The sequence below is a fragment of the uncultured Brachyspira sp. genome, from assembly GCF_910578695.1.
Lineage (GTDB): Bacteria > Spirochaetota > Brachyspiria > Brachyspirales > Brachyspiraceae > Brachyspira.
The window spans coordinates 1-26,866 of the sequence record NZ_CAJTQJ010000034.1; the positions used below are offsets into that span (position 1 = coordinate 1).

Consider the following 26,866-nt stretch of genomic DNA (forward strand, 5'->3'; position numbering starts at 1 on the left):
TAAGAGATGAGAATATTAATCTCGGAAGTATTGATACAAGTTTGATTACTAATATGGGTAATTTATTTATAGGAAGTAATAGAAAAGATTTTTCAGGTATAGAAACTTGGGACACTTCAAATGTTATAGATATGGGTTTCATGTTTGATTTCAATAAAAGTTTTAATCATAATATTAATAATTGGGATGTTTCCAAAGTAAAAGATATGGAATGCATGTTTAATTGTGCTGAAAGTTTTAATCAGCCTTTAGATAAATGGAATGTTTCTAATGTTGAAAATATGAGGTATATATTTTTTAGTGCTAGCAGTTTTAATCAGGATATTAATAATTGGGATGTTTCCAAAGTAAAAGATATGGAAGGTATATTTAATTATGCTGAAAGTTTTAATCAGCCTTTAGATAAATGGAATGTTTCTAATGTTGAAAATATGAGCTATATGTTTTATGGGGCTGAAAAATTTGACAATGATATTAACAGCTGGGATACTTCTAATGTAAAAAGTATGGAAAACATGTTTACAGATTGTACTAATTTCAATCAACCTTTGAATAGCTGGAATACTGCTAAAGTAGAAGAAATGGGATGTATGTTTGAAAATGCTGAAAGTTTTAATCAAAATATAAATAACTGGAATGTATCTAAAGTAGAAAATATGTTTGCTATGTTTTCTGGTGCTGAAAGTTTTAACCAGCCTCTTAACAATTGGGATGTTTCTAATGTTAAAGATATGAGCCATATGTTTTGCAGAGCTTACAGTTTTAATCAGCCTTTGGATAAGTGGGATGTATCTAATGTTAAAAATATGGAGAATATGTTTAGTGGAGCTTACAGTTTTAAGCAGAGTTTAGATAATTGGAAAGTATCTAATAATTTAATTAACTGCATACTGCATAAAACAGATTATTCATAGCTTGCAGATATATAAAGATTAGGCTATATTAAAATATTTATTGTATTTATTTCAATAAATATTAATAATATTATTGCTAAAAAAATAGATATATTGTATCATTTCTAAAAATCGGGGAGCTTGAAAAGGCTGAGAGGAAGTTCATAAAAACTTCGACCCTTATAACCTGTTTGGGTAATGCCAGCGTAGGGAATCATCTCTTTTATTATTTTAATAAAATGAGACCTTTTCTAAAGTTGGTCTTGTTTTATTAAATTATTTTTTTAATGAAAACAAATAAAATAAAGTCTATATATTTCTGATAAAACAAGACAAACGGCGTTATAAAAATCTCTATTTTTATTTTTAATTAAAGGAGCTTTTTATGACTTCAAAACTAAAATTTATTATTCTATTATTTTTATTATTTATATCCTGCAAAAAAGAGCAGAGAAAAAATATAAATATACAAGATGAAATTACTGTTAATCTTGGATATGAACTTAATAGTATAGACCCCGCTTTAAATGATGAAACTTACGGATATATTTATATAAATCATGCTTTTGAGGGACTTCTAAATAAAGATACAAACGGCAACATTATAGAAGGAACTGCAGAAAAATGGGAAATAAGCGAAGACGGTCTTACATACATATTTCATTTAAGAGATAATGCTAAATGGAGCGATGGAAAAAAAGTTACAGCTGATGATTTTGTTTATTCTTATAGAAGAGCAGCTGACCCTAAAACTGCCTCTCCTTTAAGCTATTTAATGGAATATATAAAAAATGCCAAAGACATAATAAGAGGAAAACAGCCTGTAGAAAATCTTGGAGTAAAAGCAATAGATGAAAATACTCTTGTAATAGAGCTTGAAGCACCTGCTTTATACTTCACTGATATACTAGCTTCAGGAGGAGTTTATATGCCTGTGAGAAAAGATATAATAGAAAAATATGCAGATGATTGGACTTGGAAGCCTGAATATTATATTGGAAACGGTGCTTATATAATGACTGAAAGAAAGCCTGAAGAATTACTTGTATTTGAAATCAATACTAATTATTGGAATTATACTAATCAATCGGCTAAAAAAATTAATTTTGTTTTAATAGCTGATGAATATATATCTCTAAATGCAGTTAGAACAGGAGATGTAGATTTTTCTATCAATGCCCCTCCTATCGGTGAGATAGAAAATTTAATAAAAGATAATTTAATGGCTGTAAGCGATATTATAGGAGTTTACTATTTAGATTTAAATACAAAAGATAAAGCATTATCAGATAAAAGAGTAAGAAAAGCATTATCACTTGCCATAGACAGAAATTATATAGCATCAAATATAGGATACGGAAAATTAATAGCAGCAGAGGCATTTGTACCGCCTGCAGTAAAAGGACTTGAAAAATCTTTCAGAGAAGAAAGCAGCAATTATATAATAGCAAACAATTATAGCAGTAATATAGAAGAAGCAAAAAAATTATTGCAGGATGCAGGATATCCTAACGGCGATAATTTTCCAATATTAGAAGTAAAAGTATCATCGGGCTTTTATACTACAGTTTTGGAAGCTATTCAGGAGATGTGGAAAAATACTCTTAATATAAATATTATTGTAAGAACAGAAGAATCAAAAATTACTTTGCCCTTTAGAGAATCTGGAAATTATCAAATGGCAAGAACAAGCTGGACTGGCGATTATAATGATCCTCTTACTATGCTTCAAATTATGACTAGCTATAGTGATATAAATTACGGAGGATTTTCTAATGCCAGATATGACTATTTAATAGAATATGCATCTGTTTCAGCAAATGCACAAAAAAGAATTGAGGCTTTAAAAGAAGCTGAATCAATAATATTTGATGAAGTTCCTATTATACCATTAATATACAGAACAGATTTTTTAATAGTTAATCCTAAATTAAAAAATTATATTGATGAGCCTTTGGGAAGATATAAATTTAATTATGCTTATTTAGAAGAATAATATAAAAAATAAAAGGAGAGTAAAATGAAATTTTCAGAAATAGTTTGGAAAAAGAATGACAGCATATATAAAAAAATAATTGATATGCCTTTTAATAAAGAGCTTATGAATGGAAGCCTAGACAAGAAAAAATTTGCATATTATATAGAACAAGACAGTATATATTTAAAATACTATTCTAAAACTCTTGCTGTAATTTCTTCAAAAACAGAAAATACAGATTATGCATTAGCTTTTCTAAAATCATCTGTTAATTCTTATATAGTAGAAGAAGAAATTGTGCATAAATATTTTAGAGATACTTTTCAATTTGAAAGTACGAATAAAATTACAGCTGCTAATTTAGGATATACAAGTTTTCTTATTAATACCGCTCATACTGAAGCTTTTGAAACTGCTGCTGCTTCTATACTTCCTTGCTTTTGGATATACAATGAATTAGGTAAACACATAAAAGAAAATGCGGAGATTAAAAATAATCCGTATAGAAAATGGATTGATACTTATGCTGATGAAGAGTTTTCAAATGCAGCTGAAAATATGATTAATATTATTGATAACTTATACAATAATGCATCTGATAGCGTGAAAGCGAAAATGATATCTGTTTTTGACATCGCTTTTATTTGGGAATACAGATTTTGGAGTGATGCTTATAATTTAGATGATTTTTATAATATATAAAATATTTAAATAAATTAATTGAAATTTACTTTTCTATATGCTATAATATTTATATACATATAGAGGGTATATATTAAATGAATAATAAATTAACTTTAATAATAGGGCTTATATTAACTTTTATAATACTTAGTGCTGCAAGAAAAATTATATTTAATATAATGAGCAGAGGAAAATTTAAAAACATAAATGTAAATGACGCTGTTTCAATTTATAAAAATAGTAAAAATATAGGATTAATAGATGTAAGAAGCTATATGGAAGTTCAGCAAAGCGGATATATAAAAGACAGTATAAATATTCCTTTAGATGATTCTAAATTCAATGAAAAAATGTCAGAATTAGATAAAAATAAAGAGTATATAGTTTATTGTGCAAGCGGAAATCGTTCTAGTACAGCCTGTATGCGTATGTATAAATTAGGATTTACAAATATTAATAATCTTACTCATGCAGGATATTTTCAGCTTTCATCATATTTAAAATAAATTATATTTTATTCATAAATATATTTTAATTAATAAAAAACTCATTCAAATGAAAATATATTTATTAAAAAATTTAAATATAAAAAGCGAAGCTGATAAAAAAATTAACTTCGCTAAAATATTTTTATAAAGAAAACATTAATTTAGAAAAAAATTACTAATGTTTAAAATGCCTTATACCTGTAAATATCATAGCAATACCATGTTCATTGCAGGCATCTATTGATTCCTGATCTCTCATAGAACCTCCGGGCTGTATTATAGCCTTAATATTGTACTTAGCACATGCATCAACAACATCTCTAAATGGGAAGAAAGCATCAGATGCCATTACAATACCGTCGCCTGCACGCTCTAAAGCATCTTCGCAAGCCCAAATTCTATTAGTCTGCCCGCTTCCTATACCTTTAGCCATAAAATCTTTTATTACCGCTATAGCATTTGATTTAGCATATTTTACAACTTTCATTCCGAATATTAAATTTTTCATCTCTTCTTCAGTAGGCTTTTTCTCTGTTACAACTTTATAATCTTCTATTAAAGTATTATCCTCATCTTGAACAAGCAATCCGCCATCAACTTTAACAAGATTAATTTTATCATTAGTATTAGTTTTATATTTTATTACTCTTAAATTCTTTTTAGTTTTTAATATCTCCAAAGCCTGAGGAGTAAAGTCTTTAGCAATAACAATTTCTAAAAATATTTTAATAAGTTCTTTTGAAGCCGCCTCATCTACTACACTGTTAAATGCCACTATTCCGCCGAATATAGAAGTAGAATCGCAATTATAGGTTTTATTATAAGCTTCCAAAACATTAGAACCTAAAGCAGCACCGCAAGGAGTAGAATGCTTTATTGCAGAACATGCATACTCATTTTTACTATCATCAAACTCTAATACTATTTTCAAAGCTATATCCATATCTCTGATATTATTAAATGAAAGTTCTTTTCCATTTAGCTGCTCAAAATCTTTCATAGAACCTTTATCTATAGCAGAAACATAATAGCTTGCTTTTTGATGAGGATTTTCTCCGTATCTTAATTCTTCTTTTAAAGCATAAGACATATTCAAATAATTAAGTTTCTTATCTTCTTTGCTTTCCAAAGAATTAAACATAAACTCAGACACTGCAGCATCATAAGCAGAAATTAAATTGAATACTTTAGAAGCTAAATATTTTTTTGTTTCAAAACTTACTTCTCCTTTTTCCATTTCATTTTTTACTAAATCATAATCTTTAACATCGCTTATAACAACAACATCTTTAAAAGACTTAGCAGCAGAACGAAGCATTGTAGGTCCTCCTATATCTATAAACTCAATTTTTTCTTCAAATTTCAAATTATCATCTTGTACTTTTTCAAAGAAAGGATAAAGATTAACTATTACCATATCTATAGGAGTTATTCCTCTCTCTTTAATAGTTTCCATATGAATGGGATTATCCCTTATAGCTAGAATCGCTCCATGTATTTTAGGGTCTAAAGTTTTTACTCTGCCGTCAAGCATTTCTTTAGCTCCTGTAATTTCAGCAACCTCAATAACAGGTATATTATTTTCTTTTAAATATTTATAAGTTCCTCCTGTAGAAACTATTTCAACATTCTTTGAAATTAAAAACTTAGCAAAGTTTAATATTTTGTCTTTATAGAATACAGATATTAATGCTCTTTTTATCATTATAAAGCTCCCAAATCTTTTTTAAAAATAATAAATCAATTATAATATAAAATATGTTATTGTAAAGTACAATTAATATTTAAAGTTGATTTTTGCAAAATTTATGATAAAATGTAATAAAAATTAAAAAAATAAAGGATAAAATACGATGTTTACTTATGTAAAACTTAAAAATTATAAATCATTAGTTGACTTTGAAGTAGATTTAACATCATCAAAAAATAATCCTAAAAAAATGATTATAATTTACGGGGAAAACGGAGCTGGCAAAACTAATTTTATAAATTCATTTTTTACTTTATTTGAAACATTAAATACAAAAATACATTATGATAAAATTAATAAATTGATAAATGAAAATTTAGATAATAAAAATAATTTAGATATTATAAAAGATATATTTAAAAGTACAGATTATATTATTAATGATTCAAAAACAATTAATTCAAAAAGTAATATGGTTTTAGAATTTGGATTCACATTAAAGGATAAAGATACAAAAAAATATAGAAATGGGGTATATTACATAGAAACAGACAATAAAAACATAGTAAAAGAAAAATTAGAATATACATTAACTAGAAATAAAACAGTTTATTTTGAAATAGATAGTAAAAAAAAATATATCAATAAATCTTTATTTAAAGAAAAATATTATAGTGAAATAAAAGATTTAATTGATAAATTTTGGGGTAAACATTCATTTTTATCAATATTATTATTTGAAAGAAATGATAAAACAAAACAATATATATATGATAACATTAAAAAAAATATTTTTGATGTTATAGAATATTTTTTATCTATGTCAATTCATCTTGAAAAAAATAAGAATATAAAGGTAGGTAAAATATCATCATTAAAAGATGTAGTTGTGAATATGGATAAAGGAATTATAAAGAAAAATGATGAATATAAACTAAAATTCACTGAAGAAATATTGAATGATTTTTTTACTTCTATTTATAGCGATGTAAAAAAAGTATTTTATAAGAAAAAAAATAAGGAAGATAAAATATTATATAATTTATTTTTTAAAAAAAGAGTATATGGAAAAATGATAGATGTAAATTTTGATTTAGAATCAAATGGTACACAAAAATTATTAACATTATTCCCATTTTTACTAGCTTCTTTAGATGAACAAATATATAGAGTAGTAGCTGTAGATGAACTAGATAGTGGTATTCATGATTTATTAACTTCAGAGATATTAATTTCTCTATTTAATAATATAAATGGTCAGTTTTTTATTACAACTCATAATACAACTATTTTAGAATCTGATATAGATAAAAGCTCTATCTATGTATTTAATATAGATAGTATTGGCAATAAAGTACTAATTCCTATAAAAAATTATGAAAAAGAACACCCTAATATTAATTTTAGAAAAAGATATTTAAATGGAATATACAATGGCATTCCTATAACTTCAGGTATAAATTTTGAAGATATATTGGAGAAATAGCATATGTATGTTATTAATAAAAATTATCTCAAAGCATTAGTAATATGTCATGGTGGATCAGAAAAAGATATTTGTGATGTCATTAAAGCTGAGCTTAAATTAAATATAAGAATTATTTCTAGAGATAATGGCGGTACATCTATACAGATTACTAGTTTATATGATGAATTAGAAAAACATAAATTGGATAATTATGATGATTTTATAAAAGAATATGGGAATCTAATTGATTATGAAAATAATGAAATTATCAGTAATTTTAAAATTTTTATAATAATGGATACAGACGATTGTACTCCTGAGCAGAGATCTGAATTTATAAATAAGAATATGTTTAAAAATAAAAACTTAAGAAAATATATTGTACCGATATATAATGATAAAAAATTAGAAGATGTTTTTTATAAGGCAAAATTAATTGATATTAGAAAAAAAACAAGTAAAGAAATAAAAAGAGGATATAAAAAATTAATGACAAAATGGATGCAAAATGAAGTTAAACAAAAAGAATTCTATAAAAAACTTTTAAAAGTTAAAAATTATTCAAATATGCATGAGTTTATTAAATTTTGTTTAGATAACAAATATACTATAAAAAAATAATGCAATTAAAAAAGTCTGTATAATAAGCATCAATACTAAATCCCGCCCGCCGCAATTTTTTTTATAAAATAGTTATCATAATTTTAATTTTATGTTATAATAAATATATGTATTGTATGTATTATTCGCTTATATACAATATTTTATCAAAAGTAAGGCGTAGCTTATGAAACATGCATTTCGTTTTTTTATTATTCTTTTAATTATAAACAAGGGGGGGGTATTATATACAGCAGTAACTGTAGATTTCAGATTATTTACAAGTTCTTATGCCTATAATGCTGAAAACACTTTATGGCAGGATACAAGAACAACATTAACATACTTTGAAAATTTCACTGAAGGTGCTTTTGATATAAAATTTAATGATCTTATCACTTTAAGAGTAGGAGCTTCAGTATTCTTTCCTTTTACATTTGAATTTCCTCAAGGTATAAGAGTTTTTCCTGTAGTTACAACACAATTATCTAATGAATATATTTCTTTAAGAATAGGAACTATGACAGGAGGGCATAATCTTCCCTCTCCTATAAGAGACCCTTTAATGGATATGACTCCTGTTGTAAGAGCTACTCCTGATAATACTTTAATATCAAAAGGTCCTGAAAGTTATAAATATAATGATCCTTTTACTCATGGCTATTATGAATACGGAGCATCTTTTGAATGGTTTAAAGGAGGAAAAGGCGAAATATATATGAATTGGCAGATACAGCATAATGCCAAGCATAGAGAAAGATTCGATGTAGGAGTTACATATTCTATGGACTTTGCACATAATATAGCAACTCCTTATGCTGCTATACACTATTGGCATAATGGCGGACATGAATATCCTTTTGTAGAAGGTTCTCCTGCTATTACAGAAAACTATGTAGGTGCTGTAGGTATTAACAGCTATTATTTATCTATACTTTATATGGCTTCTTATAATTTAGCTGACAGAGATAATGAAGCCGGAGTATTCGGACACGGACTTTTCTTGAGAGGTACAATACCTGTAAAAACTTATTTTGAGATAGAGCCTATAATATTCGTTTCAGGCTGGTATATAAATAAAAAGCATAAATTTATAAGCGTTGAAGGAGATCCGTTTTACAGAGTACCTTTCTATTTTGGGCTTAATATTAAGAAGGATTTTATATTTGATAATGGAATAGTTTTAGGACTAGGCTTTTATAACGGATTATTCCTTAATGAAAAAAATGAAATAGGCATAAGATATGATCAGACTTTACAATTTGATTTTACATATTTAGTACCTGTAAAAAAGCAATAAATAATTTTATTTTGTTATAATATAAAAAACTTCTATAATAATAAATTGCTTTTATTAAAAAATATAGTAATATTTATTATATAGGAGTTTTTTAATATGAAAGATAAAAAAGAAGTTAATCCGAATATTTCAAGTTCATTTTCTTCAAATTTTTTAGCTATTTTGTATACAAGCATTTCTTCGCTTCCTACTATAGTTAAGTTAATATTCTCTTTTTTAGTAAAATTTAAAATCTCATATATAGTATAAATTTTCACAATTTTTTCTTTGGCTATACCTTATAATAAACTTTTGAAATTTTTTCATTCTTAAGTAAATTATTATAAATAGTATGCTCTCTGGTACATACCTATACATATCTTATATTTTATAAAAATTATATTGTAATTATATATATAAAATATTCTAATTTATAAAATTAAATTTTACTTTAAATTAAAGTTAAATATATGTTAATATGAATTTTTAATAATAAATTTGGAAATTATATCAAAAATTTATAAAAAATAGAAAATAAATTTGAAAAAGGGTTATAATTTGATTATACTTTAATATAAATGCTCTCGTGAACATTTTGAGCTTAAATTTATAAAATGGAAATATAATGGTATTTTTTAGTAATCTTTACCGAAAAGTTATTAAAATAAGACAGTACAGTACAGTACAGTACAGTACAGTACAGTACAGTACAGTACAGTACCCAAAATGTAAATTATTCTCATTGTAAATATCACCTATTTTATAGAAAACAATACTACAATATTCCAATCTTTTTTTCAACATCATTTATTAAATATTTTAAAAAATACGGTTTTTTCATTAATTTTTTATCAAATATTTTAAATTGCTGTTTCCTCAAAAGTCTATCTGGCATTTATCTTTTAAATGCTTGTCGTATAAATATTATTTTTATAGAGGAGTTTATACTATGAAAAAAATTTTAATCATAGCTTTTGTACTAGTAAGTGCATTAGTATTGTCAATTTCTTGCAGACCAGGAGAAAAATTCAAGCCTAATCTATCAGCAGATTGGTGGTTAAAACCTGAAGATCATAAAAAAGCTTTTATGCAAAGCAAGGCACTTTTTACATCTGGTAATGGAGAAATTTATAGAATAGCAGCAATAGCTGTAACTAAAAAAGGTTCTATAGTTTGTTTAGCCGACAACAGAAAAAATGTAAAAGATATCGGAGTAAATGGATCTGATAAAATAGATATAATTCTTAGAAGAAGCGAAGATGGCGGTCAAACTTGGTCTAATCCGTATCATATACCTGAAAGAGCATCAATTCTTACAGAATCTCATAGCGACCCTGTACTATTTTCATGTGCTGATGGTTCTTTAGTAGCTCTATGTGCTTCAAAAGGCGGTTTCGGACAACAAACTGCTTCTAGTTCTGGAATAGCTATGTCTAAAAGTACAGATGACGGTAAAACTTGGAGTAAGTGGAAAGAAATAGGAGATTCTATAGGTGAGCAATTAAAAAGTAAAGATAACACTATATCAAGGTTTTTTGTTGCTTCTGGTAAAAGCTTAACAATGAAAGATGGTACTTTAATGTGTTCATTATTATTAGGAGGAGCTACTATGACTGCATTTACAAAAATAGGAGTAATGCAATCAAAAGATAATGGTAATAATTGGACGGTTTTAACTGTAATAAATCCAGGTAAAAAAATTAATGAACCAAAAGTAATAGCAGAATTAAATGACGGCAGTCTGCTGATGTCTGTAAGACCCGATCAGGCTGGTGATAGAATATTCTATAAATCAAATAATAGAGGAGTAAGCTGGCAGGATGTAACTAGTCAAATGGGAAAATTAAAAGATACAAGAGTTGATGCTGAAGGTGTTGTTTTAACATCTATAAAAGATGGATATAAAAAAGATAGATTAATTCATATTAATTGTGATGGTAATGGAACAGTTAATAGAAAAGGGCTGAGAGTTGTTATTAGTTATGATGAAGGTAAAACTTGGAATCCTTCTGTTTCAAAATACTTAGAGCCAAGTTTTGCTTGTTATTCTTCTATAGACAAATTACCAGATGGTACATTAGTTTCATTTGCTGAAGAAAGTAATCCTAATAATACTAAACCTCCTCATGGCGACCAATTAGGATATACTATGATGTTTAGAAGATTTAATGTTGCTTGGATAACAGACCTTCAAGATACTTTTGATGAAGATTATTATGGAATAAATAGATAAGGCGGTCTAAAATATGAAAAGGTTAATATTAATATTAAGTATAATAAGTGCTTTATATATAGAAGGTTTTGGATATTTTAAATCCCAAAATATGATAGATTTTCTTGTACATTCAAATCAGCTTCAAATTAGAACTGATAGATTTGGTGTTCTCGCTGGTACTAGAAATTGGAGATTTGCAGTTGGTTTGACAGATGCTGATAGAATATCAGGCGGTATAATATTACATAATACTGGGGAACCTGCTAGTCAAGATGCAAATAATAAAGGAATAGATAAATTTGTTCCTTCTGTTTCTGCCGCATTCGGTTATGATTCTGATTTGTTTGGTATTGGAGTAGGATATGAGTTTACTTGGAAATCTCCTACATATATGGTTCATACTCCTAGTATAACAGCTACCGCTTTAAATGATAATTTTAAAATAAACATTCCTATTTCTATAGGTGTCGGAGGTACTTCTTATATAAAAAGTGTACTTGCAGGAAAAGATGATTTAGAAGGTACTATTGTAGTTTCTACTGCTATTGAAGGACAGTATTATTTTCAAAATCAGCCATACTTGGGGCATTTAACATTTTTTTTCAATTATGGCAATGCATATATTGAAGCTATTGATAAACCAAATGCTAGTTTTACTCAGCAATCCATTGGCGGAGAATTTAGAATGTACTTCAAAGTAGATACACCTAATGTTATAATTGAACCTATAATTAGGGTAAGATTTGATACAGCTTTAAAAACTACTTATAAAGGTTTAAGAGCAAGCGATCTTTATGATGTATTTGACAGCTTTGATGTATCAGCTAAAGGCTTTAATCCTTCACAAGAAACAGGATCTGGAGCTGCTTCTACTAGTACATCTGGGGCTTCAGCAATTGGCACCTTAAGCGGCGGATATATAGCCTCTATCCCTGACGAATATTATGCTAAAGAGCCTTATAGAATTGGTATAGCTTTTCCTGTTGGTTTTAGAGCTTCTTCTGATGACGGTAAAATGATTTTCTATTTTGAACCTGCTTTATCTTTAACAGTTATAAATGCTAAAGATATATATCAAAAAGGCTATGAAAATTATCCCGAAGATTCTAGACTTCATTATAGAAGGAATAATCCTTTTTATACATTTGGATATGTTGTTTATGGAGAATTAACATTAAGACCTGTACCTCAATTAGAATGGTATACAGAAATTCAAACAGGCGGTGCTACTGTAGCTGGTAATTTAGCTTCTACTGGTGTTTCTACAAAATTTGTTTTAAATGGTAAAACAGGTATAAGTTGGTATTTCTAAAGTAACATTTCAATGGATAAAATAGTATGTAAAAACATAATATTTTTACATATTATTTTTATCCATTTTTTAATAATATTTTATTTAATTATAAACAAAATTATCATATTAAAAAGTATATTAACTATAAGCCTTGTAAATATATATTTATTATTATGTAAGAAATAGATAAAAAATCTAAATATAAAAAATAGTCTTAAAACATACCAAACACATTTTATATATTTGATTAATTATTAATTTAGTATTAAAATATAATATTTTTATTTGATTTAATATATATAAGTATAAATAGTTATTTGCACTATATACAAAAACAAAATATAAAATTATTTTGACAAAGTTAAAAATTTTTGGTATATTCATTATTATAGGAGTTTTTTAATATGAAAGATAAAAAAGAAGTTAATCCGAATATAAATCATAAAGTTATAAATCATGATGAAGCTGATTTTTCACATGTATATTTCTACAAACTATTATTTGAAGAAAAACCTCAATTACCGAATATAGAATTATTAAAGCAGAAAATCAGAAAGATTTATAAAGATATTGATACAGTATCATCAGATAAAGGTATTTACAGCATAGCAATAAATGATTTGAAAGTAAAATATAAAGATGAAAAAGAAGTTCCAGCTCAAATACTTATGCCTGATGCTATGGAGTTTGATTATACTTCAATAAGCGATTATTATTATAGCCAAATGTGGGATATAAAAGAACCTAAAGAACTTATAAAAAACTGCAATTACGAAATAATGCTTAGCGATTTTTTAGCTGCAGGATTAGATTATAAAGATAGAACAGCATTGCTTAATAATTGGCTTTATACAGCATTAAGTCTGTTTGATAACTGTATAGCTGTATATAATGAACAAAGCGGAAAACTCCTTTTACCTAATCAAATACTTAATAACAGCTATCCTAAAGATTTCAGATTTATGCTTTCTGGAGTAAATATAAGACTTTTTAATGTACAGAATTCTAATGATATTATAGTAGATACATTAGGATTATATGCTATAGGACTGCCTGATATACAGTATCATTTTCATAATTTAAATGTTAATGATGTAATAAGTCATGCTTTAAATATTGCTGCTTATATATTTGATAACGGAGATATTATAAAAAGCGGAGATACTATACAAAGCATATTTGAAAATAAAAACATACAATGGAAATGTCAATATGAAAAATCTTTGTTAAAGCCGTATAGAGAAATACTCGATATTAATACCTTAGAGTATGCTTCAGGAAAAAGATAAAATTAATAATTTGTATAATTTTGTTGCAATAAAATAAGAATTATTATATATTATTTCGTATTGTTTATTATTATAAGATATATATATCATATATATTGTATAAAATATAATCAATAAACGGTAAAAAACTAATGTTAATATACTAAAAAATATAAAAAATACTATGACAGTTATTATTAAAACTTTTTTTAATAAAAATAAAAGCTGTATAGGTATTGTATCAACGGAGGTATGTAATGAGTGAGGATGTTTCTTTATTAACTAAAGAAGAAATTGATGATGAAATAAAATCATTAGTTCAGAATTGGAAGAATGCTGAGGGAAATCTTATAATGATATGTCATGGTATTCAAAAACATTACGGCTATGTTCCTAGAAATGCAGCCAAATATGTATCAGAAGAGATAAATATACCGCTTGCTAGAATTTATGAGATTCTTACATTTTATAACTATTTCAATTTAGAACCGCCTGCTGAAAATAATATAGCTGTTTGTATGGGAACTGCATGCTATTTAAAAGGCGGCGGACAATTAGTAGAAGAAATCAAGAAAAAATTAAATTTAAAAGGCGATCAAAAATATTCAGCTGATAGAAAATACAAGCTGGAAGAAGTCAGATGTATAGGCTGCTGCGGTTTAGCACCTGTAATAACATTTAATGAAGAAGTTTCAGGAAGAGTAACCGCTGATGATATATCTAAATTTATCGAAAGCAAAGAATAGAAAAATCGTAATGGAGCATAAAAATGGCAGAAAAATTAAATAAAAACAAACTAGAAGAACATAGAATCAATAAAGCCAAAGAAATAGGCTTAAGAAAAGGCGATGAATTATCTGAATCTAATAAATATCATATTTTAGTATGCGGAGGAACTGCTTGCGAATCCAATAAAAGCGATGATATAGTAAGATTATTAAGAGAGTATGCTGAAAAAAACGGTATAGGCGATAAAGTATTAGTAGTAAAAACAGGCTGTTTCGGATTCTGCAGTCAAGGACCTGTTATAAAAATTATGCCGGGCAGAGTTTTTTATACTCATGTAAAGCCTGAACATGCAAAAGATATTATAGAAAAGCATATAATAAAAAATGAACTGCTGTTAGAAATACTTTATAAAGAGCAAAGAGAGCATAGAAATTTTTCAAAAGAAATTAATTTTTATCAAAAGCAAAAAAGGATTGTATTAAAAAACTGCGGAATGATAGATCCTGAAAATATTGATGAATATATAGGCAATGACGGATATAAAGCACTTTCCAAAGTATTATTTGAAATGACTCCAGATGATGTACTAAAAGAAATAGAAATTTCTGCTCTTCGAGGACGGGGAGGTGCGGGATTTCCTACTTGGAAAAAATGGAAGATTACAAAAGAAGCTGAAGATAAGCAAAAGTATATAGTTTGTAATGCTGATGAAGGAGACCCCGGAGCTTATATGGACAGAAGCATACTTGAAGGAGACCCTCATTCTGTAATTGAAGCAATGACAATAGCAGGATATACTATAGGTGCAAATAAAGGTTATTTATATATAAGAGCTGAATACGGACTTGCTGTTGAAAGAGTAAAAATAGCATTGAAGCAGGCTTATGATTACGGATTATTAGGAGAGAAAATTTTAGAAAGTGATTTCTCATTTGATTTAGATATAAGACTTGGTGCGGGTGCTTTTGTATGCGGAGAGGAAACGGCTTTGCTTGCTTCTATAGAAGGAAAGAGAGGAACGCCTAGACCTAGACCGCCTTTCCCTGTTGTAAAAGGTTTATTTGAACATCCTACTGTTATTAATAATGTTGAAACCCTTGCAAATATAACTGCTATAATAAATAACGGCGGAGATTGGTTTGCTTCTATTGGTACAGAAAATTCAAAAGGTACAAAAGTATTTGCTTTGACAGGAAATGTTAATGTATCAGGACTTGTTGAAGTGCCTATGGGAACTACTATTAGAGAAATAGTATTTGATATAGGAGGCGGAATACCTAATGATAAATTTGTAAAAGGAGTTCAGACAGGAGGACCTTCAGGAGGAATAATACCTGAATCATTATTCGGAACAAATATTGATTTTGATAATTTATTGGAACTAGGCTCTATGATGGGCTCAGGAGGTATGATAGTTATTGATGAAGATACAAATATGGTAGATTTTTCTAAATTTTATCTTGGTTTCTGCGTTGATGAAAGCTGCGGTAAATGTGTGCCTTGCAGAATAGGAGGCATGCAGATGCTTAAAATATTAGAAAAATTTACAAAGAAAAGAGCCAAAGAAAGCGACATACAAAAATTAAAGGATATTGCATTAACTATGCAGAATGCTTCATTATGTGCATTAGGTTCTACAGCCCCTAATCCTGTAATGTCTACATTAAAACATTTTGAAGAAGAATATATAGCTGGAATATTCACTCCTCCCGTTCCAAAGAAAAATTAATAGTATCAGCGAATAATTAAGGAGATAAAATATGGTTAAAATAAAGATTAATGGCAAAGCTATAGAAGCAGAAGAAGGTATTACTATATTAGAGGCTGCTAAAAAATTAGGCATAAAAATACCGTCATTATGCTATCACCCAGATATACCGCCTACATCAGCCTGCGGTATATGTATTGTAAAATTAGCCAATAAAAAAAATAAATATACAAGGGCATGTTCTAGTATTATTGAAAATGGTATGGATATAATAACTCATGATGCTGAAATCAATACCATAAGAAAAGGAGTATTAGAATTGGTATTATCTGCCCACCCTAATGATTGTTTAAACTGCATAAGAAACGGAGAATGCGAACTTCAAACTGCTGCTGCTGATTTCGGAGTTAGAAATTCAAAATATGATAATATTAAGCAGAATCACCCTAAAGATGAATCAGCCGGAAGCATAGTGCTTAATCCTGAAAAATGTATAAAATGCGGAAGATGTGTAGTAGTTTGTCAGGAAATGCAAAATGTACATGCATTAGGCTTTATTAATAGAGGTTTTGATACTTACTTTGCTCCCGGTGCTGTTTCTTTAAAAGATTCTACTTGTGTAGACTGCGGACAATGTGCTTCTCACTGCCCTGTAGCTGCTATATATGAATATGATCAAACTAAAGAAGTTCAAGATGCTATTGATAACCCTAATATTTATGTTACTGTTCAAATGGCTCCTTCTGTGAGAGTGGCTTTAGGAGAATATTTCGGACTTAAGCCCGGAGAGAATATAACAGGAAAAATATATGCAGCTATGCGTTTAATGGGATTTAATGCTGTATTTGATACTAATTTCGGTGCCGATATGACTATTGTTGAAGAAGCACATGAATTTGTAAAAAGATTTACTGAAAGCAATGGAACATCAGTTATGACAACTTCGTGCTGTCCTGCTTGGGTAAAATATATAGAGGAATATTATCCTGATTTGCTTGATAATGTTTCAAGTGCTAAATCTCCTCATATGATGCTTGCTCCTATGACTAAAACATATTATGCAAAAAAAGCTAATATAGCCCCTGAAACTATATTTAATGTATCTATAATGCCTTGTACTGCTAAAAAGAATGAAATAAGAAAAAATGATACTATGCATTCAAGCGGGTACAAAGATGTTGATGTTGTAATTACTACCAGAGAGTTTGCAAGAATGATTAAACATTATGGTATAGATATTGCAGGTATAGAACCTGAAGAAGCAGATAGTATATTAGGAGAATATTCAGGTGCAGGAACTATATTCGGTGCTACAGGCGGAGTTATGGAAGCTGCTTTGAGAACTGCTTATAATATTATAGCTGGTTCAAATCTTTCTAATGTTGAGTTTAATGATGTAAGAGGCTTACAAGGAGTAAAAAGAGCTTCTGTAAAAGTATTGGATAAAGATGTAAAAATAGCTGTTGTTAATGGACTTCACAATGTTGATACTGTAATGCAGGAAATAAGAGCTGCTAAAGAAAAAGGCGAAAATCCTCCTTATAACTTTATAGAGGTTATGGCTTGTCCGGGCGGATGTGTAGGGGGCGGCGGTCAGCCTTATGGTACTACAAATGAAACTAGAATAGATAGAGCTAAAGGCTTATACGATGAAGATAAACAAACTGTAAAACATAGATGTTCTCATGATAATGAAAATCTTAAAAAACTCTATGATGATTATTTGGGTAAGCCTCTTGGTGAAAAAGCTCATCACTTTTTGCATACTGAATATAAATCTAAAGAAAAATATACTAAATAATAAAAATAATAAAAGCACTATAATATATAGTGCTTTTTATTTATTATTAAATATCTAATTTTTTAATTATAAAAAAACTTTATAAATTAAGATTTGTAAGGAACTTTAATTATACCTTTTCTAACATGATTTTTTCCTGTTTTAGGAGGAAGCCCTACCCTATGGGCATCATAAGGAAGCAGTATTAAAATCTCTCCTTGAGATAAAGTTAAACGAACACTGCCCTCTCCTTCCCAATCATGATAATCAGAATCTTCATCATAAGATTTTGGTTTTAATGAAGAAGTATTTGCTATTATAAAATCTTCAGAACCTTCAAAAATTATCTGAATATCAACATATTTTAAATGCGATTCCCAAGGAGGATTATCCTTATTATCATAATCTGTAACATTAATAAAAGCACCTTCGCATATTTCATTATCGAGATTATGCCTGCCATTAGATAATTTTTTTAAATCATCATAATGATCTCTTATATAATTTTTAGCTTTCCAAATAGAATTATGAAAATTTTCATTAAATTCACTTTTTATCGGTTTTAATATCATAAATAAATCCTTTTCACCTTTTTATTTAATCTGTCTATGTACTCGGGAACAAACTTACAAAAATTATAATGTTAATTATAATTTTGATAAATATTTATCGAACATATCTTTCAATATTTTTTTCTCAGATTTACCTAAAGATTTAGAGCCCATAGGTGCTCTGCAATAGGCTACTGCAGAAGGATCATAAAAAGTAATGCATTCTTTAAGAGCAGGATATATTCCTACATTCAGTAAAGTTGTAATAATATCATTCATATCATGCTGAATTTTTAAAGCTTTTCCCATATCTTTATTATCAACTGCCTTTATAACTTTTTTAGCTAAAGGAGCCTGAATATTGTAAGTAGAACCTATTGCAGACTTTAAGCCATAAGATGCATAAGCTATAAGCATTTCATCGAAGCCAGCCCACATCATTTTATCAGGATATTTTTGTATCAATCTTTCTAATAAAAATACATCGGAAGAAGTATACTTAATACCCATTACTCTTTTATCTTCAAATAATTTTCCAAATTCATCTAAAGAAATTTTATTATTTGAAAGAGTAGGCAAAAAATAAATCACTAAAGGAACTTTTTTAGTAGCTTTTAATATAGTGTTATAATATTTACTAATATCAGCAAATGAAAATGGATAATAGTATGGTGTAACTGCAGATATCAAATCATACCCTAATTCTTCTGCTTTTTGAGCCATTTCACAAGCTTCATTAAGATTCAATGTGCCTACATGTGCTATCAGAGGAATCTTTCCCGAAACTTCTTCTTTAGTTATTTCTAAAACAGCCATTCTTTCTTCTTTTGACATAAGAAGTCCTTCGCCTGTAGAACCGCATACATAAAGCCCGTCTGTCTTCATAATATCAATATTATGCCTTACATATTTTCTTAATACTTTTTCATCTAATTTTCCACTTTTATTAAATGGCGTCATTAGTGCAGATAATATACCTTCGCATCTATTCATACTATTTCTCCTTAAATATAAATTAATTATATTCTATAAAGTAAGCTGATTTTTTGCAATATCTATATTCATTATTTTATAAAAAATATTTGCAAACTAAAATGTTTTTGTTATAATCTATTATTAAAAGCAGTAATTTTACAGTTTTATGATTTTTATTCTATATATGTATGAAAGAAAAATATAATTTAATAACTCTTAATTTTATTTCTATAGTATTTCTAGTGCTATTTTTATTATTAAATATAATTTCTGTTTTTTATTATGAAAATAAATTTATTTTTATACTGTATTCTGTTTTAGCTTTATTATCATTAGTTCCTATAATTATATTATATATAAAATTAATGAAAAAATATAAAAAATCTGAAGAAGCAAAGTCAGAAAATAAAATATATAAGTTTAAAAAAACAGACAGCACAATAATAAATGATTATCAAAAAGCAATAATAGACTTAAAAGAAAAAAACAGCTATATATTAGGCAGATATAATGTTTTGGATAAAATAAAAAAACAATATAAAAAAGATATGGCAAAAGCTAGAAAACTGCAGGAAAATATGATGCCTAAAAAAATGCCTAATAATAAAGTAATAGAATCAGCATCATTATACAAGCCTCTTGAAGATATAGGCGGTGATTTTTATGATTATATTCATCTTGATGATGATAGGATATTATTTATAATTTCAGATATCAGCGGACACGGAGTAGAAGCTGCAATTATAACTGCTATGCTTAAAACAGCTTTTAGAAATATAGCAAAATCATTCAAATCTCCTGCATCTTTTATATATGATGTAAATAATTATATAATAAAAATAATGCCCATAAACTATTATTTAACTATGATAGCAGCTGAGATTGACTTGAAAAATAAAACTATAAAATATTCTAATGCCTCTCATACTCCTATACTAATAATAGAAAATTCTGAAATAAAAGAATATACTAAAGGCGGCACCATAATAGGACTTTTTCCGCAGGCATATTATGAAGAAGAAGCTATAAATATAAAAAAAGATGATATATTAATTTTTTATACAGACGGAGTAATAGAAGCATCAAGGTCAAAAAATAAATATGATTTTTATGGTATAGAGAGATTGAAGAAAATTTTATTAAAAAATAGAAATAACAAAGCACAAAATATTATAAGCAATATAGAAAAAGACTTTTATGATTATCTTTCATATATGTCGCCCGATGATGATTTCACTATAATAGCATTCAAAATAAAAATATAAAGTAATTTTTATATTTAACTTTACTTAATTTCTTTATATAAAACAGCATCAGTATCGCCCTCTGCCAATTCATTTAATTTAGGAACTATAGACTTAAAATGTTCTGAATTATTATGCATTTCTACAGCTTTCTCATCTTTCCATTCTTCTATAAAAGTAAGGCATTTTCCATCTACGCTTTCATACAAATTATATGAAATACAGCCTTCTTCCTTCCTGCTTTTTATGATAAGTTCTTTTGCTATTTCAATAAACTTAGATTTATTTTCCTCTTTTACAATATTTTTTGCAACTATTTTAATCATATTCTTATTGTCTTTTGATTTGCTCTTTATTTTTTTATTATACTTATTTTGGGCTATTATAGGAGATTCAAATAAAGATATTTTAACCGCTTCAATAATATCATCAGCTATTGCAGTATTCAATTCTTCTCTCTCTTTTTTACTGAAAGATGAAAGCACATAATCATTAACTTTTTTGCCTGAAGGAGGTCTTCCTATCCCTACCCTTATTCTTGTAAAATCATCGCTTTTTAAATGTGATATTAAACTTTTAATGCCGTTATGCCCCCCAGAACTTCCGCCTTTTTTTATTTTAAAAGTACCGAAAGGAATATCCATATCATCATATATTACTATTATATCTTCAGGTTTTATATTAAAAAATTTAGATATATATATTACAGATTCCCCTGAAAGATTCATAAAAGTCTGAGGTTTTAGAAGTATATACTCTATATTTTTATCTTTTGCCCTCGAATATAAAGATTTCTTTTTATTATTATCAAAACTAATATTGAAATTTTCAGCTATTTTATCTATTAGAATAAAACCAACATTATGCCTATGGTTCTTATATTCCTCTCCCGGATTTCCAAGTCCTACAATTAATTTAGTCATAATGAATATTTCTTTTTAGCCAGCTGAGGGGATTCAAACAAAGCAATGCATACAGCATCTACAATATTTTCGGATATATCTCTAATCTTTTTTCTTTCATCTTTTGTAAAAGGAGCTAAAAGGAAATCAGCTTTCTCCTCATCTTCAGGACATGCCCCTATACCAACACCGATTTTAGTAAAATTATAACTTTTTAAGGATTTTCTTATACTAATAACACCATTATGATCTATATCAGAATCATCTATATCCCATTCAGCCTCATCATTAACCGAAGGTATAACTCTAAATTCCCCTATAGGTATATCAGTATCATCATATATAACTATAATATTCTCAACGGTAATTTTCATAAAGCTTGCCATATACAGAGCAGCTTCCCCAGAAAGATTCATAAAAGTCTGAGGCTTTAGAAGCAGATACTCTATTTTACCTTGCTTGCCTTTTCCGAAAACCGTTTTTTTCTTTTTTATATCAAGTTCTACATTAAGCTTTTTGGCAACTCTATCTAAAATCATATATCCTACATTATGTCTATGATTTTTATACTGTTCACCAGGGTTACCTAGTCCCATTACTAATTTCATCATATAATAGTAATCCTAGAACTATATTTATGCCTCTGCACCTTTATTATCTTCTTCCTGAGTAGTAACTACAGTAACAACTGCTTTAGAAGAATCACCCACAGGATCAACCCCCTCAGGAAATTTTATATCTCTAATATGCAGACTGTCTCCTACTTTTAGCTCGCTAACATCAACAACCAATTCTCTAGGTATAGAACCAGGAAATGCTTTTATATTCAAACCGTATTCAACCTGCTCTAAAGTACCTCCTCCTAAGCGAACGCCTTCAGGAGTACCTTCTATATGAATAGGAACATAAGTTTTTATTTTCTTATTTCTATCAATTTCATAAAAATCAATATGCATAATATTTCTCTTAATGCCGTCTATTTGATAATCTTTTACTAAAACTTCTCTAGCTTTATCATTTTCTATATCTAAAGTGATTATATCATGCTGTCCTGCTAAAGAAAAAACTTTAGAAAATTCTTTTAACTCTACAGCAATAGAATATTGATTTTCTCTTCCGTAAAGAGTAGCTAAAGCATAGCCTTCATTTCTTAATTTACGTCCGGCACTTTTAAATTTAGTATCTCTCTGTAAAGCTTTAATAGTATAATTCTCACTCATTTTTCTTTCCTTTTATTTTACTTATCAAATAGTACGCTGATAGAAAGCTCCATATGAATATGTCTGATAGCATCAGCAATAACAGGAGCAACTGAAAGAACTTCTATTTTGCTTCCTAATCTATCTTTCATAACTTTCAAGCTGTCTGTTATATAAAGCTTTTCTATATCGCTTGCATTAATTCTCTCATAAACATCTCCAGAACATACTGCATGTGTTATAAATACATATATTCTTCTCATACCAGCCTTTTTTAAAGCCCGCATACTTTTTATGAGAGTACCGCCTGTATCTATTATATCATCTATAATAATAGCATCTTTGCCATTAACATCACCTATAATATTCATTACTTCGCATTCATTGGCTCTGTCTCTTCTTTTATCTATTATAGCTATATCAAGATTAAGCTGCTTAGCTATAGCCCTAGCCCTTCCGACTCCTCCTATATCAGGAGAAACTATAATAGAATTAGACATATCAAAATCTTTTCTTATTTTATCCAAAAATACATTTTTAGAAAGCATATGATCTACAGGAATATCAAAAAAACCCTGTATCTGTGCCGCATGTAAATCTAAAACTAAAACTCTATGAGCACCTGCCTCCGACAAAAGATTAGCAACTAATTTAGCTGTTATAGGTACTCTAGGCTCATTCTTTCTATCCTGCCTAGAATAGCCGTAATAAGGTATAACTGCTGTAATCCTTTTGGCACTGGCTCTTTTTAAAGCATCAACAATACAGTAAAGCTCCATCCAATTTTCACTGCTGGAAGGACGTCCTGTAGGCTGTATTATATAGGTATCTTTATTCCTAACAGTCTCTTCTATTTGTACAAAAGTTTCGCCGTCAGCAAATTTTCTTATTTCCATATTACCTAATTTTAATCCAAGATTACTGACAACATCTTCTGACAATTGAGGGTTTGCTGTACCGCTTAATATTAATATTTCGTCTGCTATTCCCATTTAAATACCATTATTCAAGAAAAAAGTTGGGGTGGAAGGATTCGAACCCTCGAGTAATTGGACCAAAACCAATTGTCTTACCGCTTGACGACACCCCATTATTAATATAACTTTTTCTAGTTCTATGAGTTTTATATTCTACTATATAAATAAAATTTGTCAATACCTTTAAATAATATTTTTGAAAAATTATATTAAAAATTATTGATAAAAAATAAAAATAATATATGATATATTAAATTATTTTAAGGTTAAATTATGAATGTAGATTCGGATAAATATATTCCAATAGATTTAAATTTCATAAAAAATAATACAGATATTATAAAATTTAATACATCTGAAATTATATGCACAAGTAATGATAATATGTATATGATTATGCCGAACTATAAAATTGATATGCTTTTGGATAATTCATATATAAACTCAAATATATTCAATAACTTTTACATTAATAAAGTTTCAAAATCAATAATAGATTTAATATTAGAACAAAAAAAGAATGATAAATACAGACAGATAAAACATATCAATCAATTTCTAAAAGTATATAAAGACTGTCTGCCTGATTCTGAAAATACAAAAAAATTTGAATATGAAATATTAGAACTCATTATAGAAGAAACTCCTAAAGAGAGAGCTGTATCTTTAAAAAATTATATTGATATATTAAATCAATACTATAATGATAAATTGTATCCTAATGCTATACAGTATATATTAGATATCATAACAGAGCTTGCATTTATAGAAAGAGTAAATTTAATTCATTTGGTAAATGCAGCAAAAGATCAAATAAATCAGGAATATTTTGATAATGTTACATCTTATGATACTAGATATATACAAAACAGCTTAATATTATCTGTTACAAAACTTGTGCATAAGATATATCCTAATATCAGTTTATTTTATGGATTTAATAATTTTGAATGCAGAAATGTTATAGGACACAGCAACAGAGTTTTTCTAACCTTTATAGAGTTTATGATTTATTATAATGAACAGATAGAAAATCAATTAAATCTTAAAACCATTATAAATTTTGATAAGAAATTTTCTCATTATTATAAAAATGTTTTTAAAAAGTATAAAATAAATAGAAAAAATATTAAATTTGATAATATTTTTAAAAACGGATTTAGGAAAATACCATTAGAAAATATAGCCAATTTTGCTTCAGGAGTATTTTGGCATGATATGGTAAAAATAAAAAAGCTTGATTATTTACATATTAATAAATCAAGAGAATATATTAAAAAATCGACTTCGCATGCTATTAACGGATATCAATTTTTAAAGCTGTTTAGAAACTATAATGATGATATAGCATTAATAGTCGGAATGCATCATGAGTATTATGGTTATGGATACAGCATATTAAAAGTTATAAAGGAAAAATACTTAAAAGAAAATAAACAAATCAATCCTATATGGCTTGTTTCCGACAGCATTTATGATATAGAAACATTACAAAGCTTAGCATTTTTTCCAGCCAAAGTTCTTGAAATAATTGATATATTTGATACAGTTGTAATGCCTCAAAAGATTTACGGCAGAAAAGGAATAAATATAAAAGATGCTGTAAATTTCATATATGAAAATTATATAGTTAAAGAAATTCAATTAGACCCTATATTATTTGAATTATTCATAGATTTTTTAATAGATATAAAAAAGGAAAATATACAAAATCCGTTAAAAATATAATTATTAATATTCTCCTTCATCATTTCCAATATAGTATTTAAATACATCATAAGGCGAATATATGCCTAAATCTGTTACAACAGCACTAACCAAATGAGGAGGCGTATAATCAAATGCAGGATAAAAACCTTTTACTCCTTCTTTAGCAGTTTTTATACCCATAGCCTCAGTTACAAATTTCTCATCTCTAAATTCAAAATGAACATCTTCAAGTCCATTACAGTCCTTATCTGGAGCTCCAGTTACAAAATATGGAATTCCTAAATATTTTGCCGCTATAGCTATTTGAAAAGTTCCTATTTTATTAACAACTGCACCATTCAAACATATTAAATCAGCGGCAGAAGTAAATATATCTATCTTCTTATGCTGCATAGTATAAGCTGCCATATTATCAGTTATCACAGTAACATCAGCATTTTGTTCATAAGCTACGGTAGCTGTAAGCCTTGCACCCTGAAAATAAGGTCTGGTTTCTGCACATACTATTTTTATATCTTTATTTCTTTTTTGAAATTCCTGTATCATAAATCCTACTATAGATTCGCCGAAACATTGCGTAAGTATAGTACCTTTATCAGGATACATTGATACTAAATTTTCTGCTATTTTTTTTATTTTAGAATATCTCTTTGTAGAAAGCTCTATACCTCTATAAAACATAGCTTCTATAGGGTCTTTATTTGATTTTATAGCCTCTATGCCTCTTTCCAAACAAGATTTAGTTATAAGCATCATTCTTTTACTTGTAGTAGGTCTTGAATTAGCTAAAGTACTGCATGCATTAGTTAAAAAATCTATTCTGTCATTTACATCTAAATGCTTGGACTCATAGCCTGCCAATGCCATACCCATAGCAACAGCTAAATAAGGTCCTGCACTCTGAGTTACCATATCTGATATAGCTTTTGAAACTTCTTTATGAGTTCTGCACTCTGCAAAAATTACTTTATTAGGGTAAACTCTTCTGTCTAATATTTTAACGCACCCTTCATCATACCAAGCTATATTTTCAAATTGAAGCATAAAAGCTAATTCTTTATCTACCCTATTAATCATAAAAACTCCTAAAATAATAATTTATTTATTTACTAATAAAAAACTTGTTCGTTAATACCCCCTGCCATTCTGCGAATGTCAGGCACTCACAAGTTTTTTATTTTATTGCTAGCTATAAACTCGCTTTAAATTAGCTAATAACTAAAGTTATTAGCTG

The 26,866-nt window shown here is 27.7% G+C and carries 24 protein-coding genes, 1 tRNA gene and 1 riboswitch; of the genes, 15 read left to right on the forward strand and 10 right to left on the reverse strand.

Translation table 11 applies throughout. From position 1 onward, the window contains the following. The 4 genes from QZ288_RS09035 to QZ288_RS09050 all read left to right on the forward strand — a co-directional run. Positions 1-914 (forward strand): BspA family leucine-rich repeat surface protein (locus QZ288_RS09035; protein ID WP_295157958.1); only part of this gene is annotated, 914 nt, incomplete at its 5' end. A 102-nt stretch (positions 915-1,016) separates the two neighbouring features. Continuing rightward, a riboswitch (TPP riboswitch) is annotated at positions 1,017-1,123 on the forward strand. A 155-nt stretch (positions 1,124-1,278) separates the two neighbouring features. After that, positions 1,279-2,889 (forward strand): peptide ABC transporter substrate-binding protein, encoded by a 1,611-nt coding sequence (locus QZ288_RS09040; protein WP_295157960.1) that lies wholly within the window; start codon positions 1,279-1,281, stop codon positions 2,887-2,889. 24 nt (positions 2,890-2,913) lie between these two features. Further along, a complete protein-coding gene (locus QZ288_RS09045) occupies positions 2,914-3,573 on the forward strand; it encodes a TenA family protein (protein ID WP_295157962.1) in 660 nt (219 codons plus the stop codon). 77 nt (positions 3,574-3,650) lie between these two features. After that, positions 3,651-4,061 (forward strand): rhodanese-like domain-containing protein, encoded by a 411-nt coding sequence (locus tag QZ288_RS09050; protein WP_295157965.1) that lies wholly within the window; start codon positions 3,651-3,653, stop codon positions 4,059-4,061. Between the two features lie 157 nt (positions 4,062-4,218). Here the strand turns inward: QZ288_RS09050 and purH are convergent, their stop codons facing one another. Further along, positions 4,219-5,748, reverse strand: a complete 1,530-nt coding sequence (purH, locus tag QZ288_RS09055; protein ID WP_295157967.1) for a bifunctional phosphoribosylaminoimidazolecarboxamide formyltransferase/IMP cyclohydrolase — start codon at positions 5,746-5,748, stop codon at positions 4,219-4,221. A gap of 148 nt (positions 5,749-5,896) precedes the next feature. On the opposite strand from purH, the gene QZ288_RS09060 reads away from it, so the two are divergent. From QZ288_RS09060 to QZ288_RS09070, 3 genes are all read left to right on the forward strand, one after another. After that, a complete protein-coding gene (locus tag QZ288_RS09060; protein ID WP_295157970.1) occupies positions 5,897-7,219 on the forward strand; it encodes an AAA family ATPase in 1,323 nt (440 codons plus the stop codon). Positions 7,220-7,222: 3 nt separating this feature from the next. Continuing rightward, a complete protein-coding gene (locus QZ288_RS09065) occupies positions 7,223-7,822 on the forward strand; it encodes a hypothetical protein (RefSeq protein ID WP_295157972.1) in 600 nt (199 codons plus the stop codon). 166 nt (positions 7,823-7,988) lie between these two features. Beyond that, positions 7,989-9,101 (forward strand): hypothetical protein, encoded by a 1,113-nt coding sequence (locus QZ288_RS09070; protein WP_295157974.1) that lies wholly within the window; start codon positions 7,989-7,991, stop codon positions 9,099-9,101. A 32-nt stretch (positions 9,102-9,133) separates the two neighbouring features. Here the strand turns inward: QZ288_RS09070 and QZ288_RS09075 are convergent, their stop codons facing one another. Continuing rightward, a complete protein-coding gene (locus tag QZ288_RS09075) occupies positions 9,134-9,358 on the reverse strand; it encodes a hypothetical protein (protein WP_295157977.1) in 225 nt (74 codons plus the stop codon). Between the two features lie 671 nt (positions 9,359-10,029). Between QZ288_RS09075 and QZ288_RS09080 the strand changes: the two genes are divergently transcribed. From QZ288_RS09080 to QZ288_RS09105, 6 genes are all read left to right on the forward strand, one after another. Continuing rightward, positions 10,030-11,313: a sialidase family protein gene (locus QZ288_RS09080; protein WP_295157979.1), complete on the forward strand. Its 1,284-nt coding sequence runs from the start codon at positions 10,030-10,032 to the stop codon at positions 11,311-11,313. 13 nt (positions 11,314-11,326) lie between these two features. Further along, entirely contained in the window at positions 11,327-12,607 is a 1,281-nt protein-coding gene (locus QZ288_RS09085) for a cell surface protein (protein WP_295157982.1), read from the forward strand. 386 nt (positions 12,608-12,993) lie between these two features. Then, entirely contained in the window at positions 12,994-13,878 is an 885-nt protein-coding gene (locus tag QZ288_RS09090; protein WP_295157984.1) for a DUF4261 domain-containing protein, read from the forward strand. Between the two features lie 236 nt (positions 13,879-14,114). Next, positions 14,115-14,603 carry an NAD(P)H-dependent oxidoreductase subunit E gene (locus QZ288_RS09095; RefSeq protein WP_295157987.1) on the forward strand — a complete coding sequence of 163 codons (489 nt, stop codon included), beginning with the start codon at positions 14,115-14,117 and terminating at the stop codon, positions 14,601-14,603. Between the two features lie 23 nt (positions 14,604-14,626). Beyond that, positions 14,627-16,315, forward strand: a complete 1,689-nt coding sequence (locus QZ288_RS09100; protein ID WP_295157990.1) for a NuoF family protein — start codon at positions 14,627-14,629, stop codon at positions 16,313-16,315. Between the two features lie 31 nt (positions 16,316-16,346). Next, complete coding sequence (locus tag QZ288_RS09105; protein ID WP_295157992.1) at positions 16,347-18,095, forward strand: NADH-dependent [FeFe] hydrogenase, group A6; 1,749 nt, start codon at positions 16,347-16,349, stop codon at positions 18,093-18,095. An 86-nt stretch (positions 18,096-18,181) separates the two neighbouring features. On the opposite strand, the gene QZ288_RS09110 is transcribed toward QZ288_RS09105, so the two are convergent. Together QZ288_RS09110 and QZ288_RS09115 are read right to left on the reverse strand one after the other, a co-directional pair. Then, on the reverse strand, positions 18,182-18,646 hold the full coding sequence (locus QZ288_RS09110) for a YhcH/YjgK/YiaL family protein (protein ID WP_295157995.1): 465 nt from the start codon (positions 18,644-18,646) through the stop codon (positions 18,182-18,184). 75 nt (positions 18,647-18,721) lie between these two features. Then, positions 18,722-19,618, reverse strand: coding sequence for an N-acetylneuraminate lyase (locus tag QZ288_RS09115; protein ID WP_295157998.1), 897 nt, complete (start codon positions 19,616-19,618; stop codon positions 18,722-18,724). 170 nt (positions 19,619-19,788) lie between these two features. Between QZ288_RS09115 and QZ288_RS09120 the strand changes: the two genes are divergently transcribed. Beyond that, complete coding sequence (locus tag QZ288_RS09120; protein ID WP_363322978.1) at positions 19,789-20,865, forward strand: SpoIIE family protein phosphatase; 1,077 nt, start codon at positions 19,789-19,791, stop codon at positions 20,863-20,865. A 20-nt stretch (positions 20,866-20,885) separates the two neighbouring features. Here the strand turns inward: QZ288_RS09120 and pth (QZ288_RS09125) are convergent, their stop codons facing one another. The 5 genes from pth (QZ288_RS09125) to QZ288_RS09145 form a co-directional block, all read right to left on the reverse strand. Continuing rightward, positions 20,886-21,770: an aminoacyl-tRNA hydrolase gene (gene pth, locus QZ288_RS09125; protein WP_363322979.1), complete on the reverse strand. Its 885-nt coding sequence runs from the start codon at positions 21,768-21,770 to the stop codon at positions 20,886-20,888. Beyond that, entirely contained in the window at positions 21,764-22,357 is a 594-nt protein-coding gene (gene pth / locus QZ288_RS09130; protein WP_295158007.1) for an aminoacyl-tRNA hydrolase, read from the reverse strand. Before pth (QZ288_RS09130) ends, pth (QZ288_RS09125) begins: the two co-directional genes overlap by 7 nt. Before the next feature lie 24 nt (positions 22,358-22,381). Next, the gene (locus QZ288_RS09135) at positions 22,382-22,966 is read right to left on the reverse strand and encodes a 50S ribosomal protein L25 (protein WP_295158010.1); all 585 of its coding nucleotides are present in this window, start codon (positions 22,964-22,966) and stop codon (positions 22,382-22,384) included. A gap of 17 nt (positions 22,967-22,983) precedes the next feature. Further along, positions 22,984-23,937 (reverse strand): ribose-phosphate pyrophosphokinase, encoded by a 954-nt coding sequence (locus QZ288_RS09140; RefSeq protein WP_295158013.1) that lies wholly within the window; start codon positions 23,935-23,937, stop codon positions 22,984-22,986. A gap of 26 nt (positions 23,938-23,963) precedes the next feature. Continuing rightward, a tRNA-Gln gene (locus QZ288_RS09145) sits at positions 23,964-24,035 on the reverse strand. A 160-nt stretch (positions 24,036-24,195) separates the two neighbouring features. On the opposite strand from QZ288_RS09145, the gene QZ288_RS09150 reads away from it, so the two are divergent. Continuing rightward, positions 24,196-25,650 carry a phosphohydrolase gene (locus QZ288_RS09150; RefSeq protein WP_295158015.1) on the forward strand — a complete coding sequence of 485 codons (1,455 nt, stop codon included), beginning with the start codon at positions 24,196-24,198 and terminating at the stop codon, positions 25,648-25,650. 3 nt (positions 25,651-25,653) lie between these two features. On the opposite strand, the gene QZ288_RS09155 is transcribed toward QZ288_RS09150, so the two are convergent. Further along, positions 25,654-26,709: an S-methyl-5-thioribose-1-phosphate isomerase gene (locus QZ288_RS09155; RefSeq protein ID WP_295158017.1), complete on the reverse strand. Its 1,056-nt coding sequence runs from the start codon at positions 26,707-26,709 to the stop codon at positions 25,654-25,656. Between the last annotated feature and the right edge of the window lie 157 nt (positions 26,710-26,866).